The following is a 3,488-nucleotide window of genomic DNA, read 5'->3' as shown; positions in this document are numbered from 1 at the left end:
TCTGCCCTGCGGTCCGCACTCACAGACGCCGGCTGGATCATCAGCGAAGTACGTCGGTGCATCGGAAAGCCCAATGATCGGTGGCTGAGTGTTCGGGCGAGTCGGGCGTGAAGCACACAGACCTTGCGGGAATGGCCGGTTGTGGCGCGACCATGAACTCCAGGTGGTCACCGCAATGTCCGCTTCCGGGCAAAGGCAAAGATCGCGGCTATGGCCGACATGGGCGCCTTACCGACTTGGCATAAGACCCCCGCGCGCCTCCCCCCACCCCCAACCCTCGCACAAGCTTCGCCCCCTATCCTCCCCGCCCAATGGAGGCGTGAATGGCATTGAGCGAGAGCGTGGGCGCGGGTGAGGCGCGGGGGCACAGCCGCGACATCGGTTTTGCGGTGGGCGTCATCATTATCCTGGGTGTGCTGTTCCTGCCCATTCCGGCCTTCCTGATCGACGTGGGGCTGGCCTTTTCCATCGCCTTTTCGGTGCTGATCCTGATGGTGGCGCTGTGGATCCAGCGGCCGCTCGATTTTTCCTCCTTTCCCACCATCCTGCTGATCGCCACGATGATGCGCCTGTCGCTCAACATCGCGACCACGCGCATGATCCTGTCCGAGGGGCACGAGGGCACCAACGCCGCCGGCTATGTGATCGGCGGCTTTTCCAAGCTGGTCATGAGCGGCGATTTCGTGATCGGGCTGATCGTCTTCCTGATCCTGATCGTGGTGAACTTCGTCGTCATCACCAAGGGGTCGACCCGCATCGCCGAGGTGGGTGCGCGCTTCACGCTCGACGCCATTCCCGGCAAGCAGATGTCGATCGACGCGGACCTGTCCGCGGGCTTGATCGACGAGAAGGAGGCGCAGCGTCGGCGCAGCGAACTGGAGGAGGAGTCGTCCTTCTTCGGCTCCATGGACGGTGCTTCCAAGTTCGTGCGCGGCGACGCGATCGCCGGCCTGATCATCACCGCCATCAATATCGTCGGCGGCATCGCCATCGGCTATGCGCGCCACGGCATGGACCTCGCCGAGGCCTCCGACGTCTTCACCAAGCTTTCGGTGGGCGACGGTCTGGTCTCGCAGATCCCGGCGCTCATCGTCTCGCTGGCCGCCGGGCTTCTCGTTTCCAAGGGCGGGACGCGCGGCTCCGCCGACCAGGCCGTCTTCGGGCAGCTGAGCGCCTATCCGCGCGCCCTTTTCGTGGCGGCCATGCTGCTTGCCGTGCTGGCGCTGATGCCGGGCCTGCCGCTCCTGCCCTTCCTGGCGCTGGCCGGTACGATGGCGGGGCTCGGCTACATGCTGCCGCGGCGCGAAAGACAGCGCAAGGAGGCGGAAGCCGAGACCGCGCGCCAGGAGCAGCTCAACGCGGCCGAGGAAGAGCAGAACTCGGTCAAGGCTTCGCTCAAGACGGCCGAGATCGAGCTCCTGATCGGCAAACAGCTTTCCACGCGGCTGATCGCCTCGCACCGGGAACTCGCCTTCCGCATGAACAAGATGCGCAAGAAGTTCGCCACGCAATACGGCTTCGTGGTGCCCGAGGTGCGGCTGACGGACGATTTCTCCATTCCGCCCAAGAGCTACCGCATCAAGATCCACGGCACCGTCGTGGCCGAGCACGGGCTGCGCGTGGGCGAACTGCTCGCCCTTCTGGGCAGCAAGCCGGCACCGGACCTGCCCGGCGAGGAGGTGAAGGAGCCTGCTTTCGGCATGCGCGCCTTCTCGGTGCCGGAAATGTTCGAGGAGGAGCTGAAGAACGCGCAGCTTGCCTATGCCGACAACATGTCGGTCTTGCTGACGCATCTGTCCGAGGTGATCCGCAACAACCTGCCGCAGCTCCTGTCCTACAAGGACATGAAGGCGCTGATCGACCGGCTCGACCCGGAATACCGGAAGCTTTCCGACGAGATCTGCTCCTCCCACATCACCTATCCGGGCCTGCAGGCGGTGCTGAAGCTCCTGCTCGCCGAGCGCATCTCGATCCGCAACCTGCACCTGATCATCGAGGCCATCGCCGAGATCGCCCCGCACATCCGCCGCACCGAGCAGATCGTCGAGCACGTGCGCATCCGCATGGCCCAGCAGATCTGCGGGGATCTCAGCGAGGGCGGCGTCCTGAACGTGCTGAGGCTCGGCAACCGCTGGGATCTCGCCTTCCACCAGGCGCTGAAGCGCGACCCGAAGGGGGAGGTGCGCGAGTTCGACATCGACCCGCGCCAGCTCGAGGAATTCGGCCAGGAGGCGGGACAGGCGATCCGCACGCATCTCGACACCGGCAAGCGCTTCGTCCTGGTGACGGCACCGGAGGCGCGGCCCTATGTGCGCATGATCATCGAACGGCTCTTCCCCAACCTGCCGGTGCTGAGCCATGTCGAGATCGCCAAGGGCGTGGAGATCAAGGTGATGGGGGCGATTTCGTAGGCGCATATGCCGGCACGTTTGACGCTCCCTTTTACCCCGAGCTTGTGGATGGCGCCCGGCAGCGCGCGCCGCTCGACGTCATCCCGGCCAAGGGAGCTTTGCGGCCGCGAGCCGGCTTCCGGGATGACGGGAAGAGGCGCAGGTCAGCGCGCTTCGTTTCCGACCCGTCTCCGCGCGGTGCGATGAGCGATGCTCGAGACAGCCGTCCTCGCCGCCTTCCTCGCCTTCTGCCGCATCGGCGCCTGCGTCATGCTCATGCCGGGCCTCGGCAGCGCGCGGGTGCCCGTGCAGATCCGCCTGTTCGTCGCCGTCGCGGTCTCGCTGGCCCTGCTGGCGCATCTGTGGGACCAGATCGTGCCTTACGTCTCACGCCAGCCGCAGGTGCTTCTGGTGCTCATCGGTTCGGAGCTTCTGGTCGGCGCGCTGATCGGGCTGGTGGCGCGCTTCTACATGCTGGCGCTGCAGTATATCGGCGCGGGCATGGCCATGATGATGGGCTTCGGCATGGCCGGCGGCGGTATCGCCATCGAGGAAAACGAGCCGCAGCCGGAGATCGCAGCCCTCATTTCCTTTTCGGCGCTGATGCTGCTCTTCGTGCTCGATTTCCACCATGCCATCATCCAGGCATTGATCGGCTCCTACCGGCTGGCGCCGGTCGACCTCCTGTTCGATCCGCAATCGGCACTCACCGATCTCGCCGACACGCTCTCGCAGGCCTTTTTTGTGATGATCCGGCTGGGCAGCCCTTTCGTGGCCTATGCCATCGTGGTCAACCTAGCCATCGGTTTCATCAACAAGCTTACGCCGCAGATCCCGATCTATTTCATCTCCCTTCCCTTCGTCATCGTCGGCGGCCTCCTGCTCATGTATCTGGGGATCGGCACGTTCCTCAGCCTCTTTGCGGACGGCTTTCTGCCGACGACCATCGGCAGGTGAACATGGCAACGGCGAAACTGAAGAAACTGGCGCGGCTCCTCGACCTCCAAAGGCGGCTGAAGGAAGTGCACGAGAACCGCAGCGCCGCGCATGCGCGCGAGGCCGCCGCCGCCGGAGCCGAGGCCGAAGCCATCGCCGGCC

2 protein-coding genes and 1 pseudogene are annotated in these 3,488 nt (G+C 65.1%); all 3 read left to right on the top strand.

Annotation, left to right across the window (positions count from 1 at the left end):
• Positions 1-111 (top strand): annotated as a pseudogene (locus ACFP9U_RS24380) (class I SAM-dependent methyltransferase); the annotation flags it as partial.
• A gap of 212 nt (positions 112-323) precedes the next feature.
• On the top strand, positions 324-2,411 hold the full coding sequence (gene flhA / locus ACFP9U_RS24375) for a flagellar biosynthesis protein FlhA (protein WP_378625389.1): 2,088 nt from the start codon (positions 324-326) through the stop codon (positions 2,409-2,411).
• A 189-nt stretch (positions 2,412-2,600) separates the two neighbouring features.
• Positions 2,601-3,347, top strand: coding sequence for a flagellar biosynthetic protein FliR (fliR, locus tag ACFP9U_RS24370; protein WP_322452320.1), 747 nt, complete (start codon positions 2,601-2,603; stop codon positions 3,345-3,347).
• Positions 3,348-3,488 lie beyond the last annotated feature (141 nt).

The organism is Nitratireductor sp. GCM10026969, from assembly GCF_042660605.1.
In the GTDB taxonomy this organism is placed as follows: Bacteria; Pseudomonadota; Alphaproteobacteria; order Rhizobiales; family Rhizobiaceae; genus Chelativorans.
Note: the sequence above shows the minus strand (reverse complement) of the source record. Positions and strands in the feature narration are given on the sequence as shown.

Bases quoted from the DNA above. Each gene is read 5' to 3' on its own strand.
- flhA (WP_378625389.1), top strand. From the start codon at position 324: ATGGCATTGAGCGAGAGCGTGGGCGCGGGTGAGGCGCGGGGGCACAGC.
- fliR (WP_322452320.1), top strand. From the start codon at position 2,601: ATGCTCGAGACAGCCGTCCTCGCCGCCTTCCTCGCCTTCTGCCGCATC.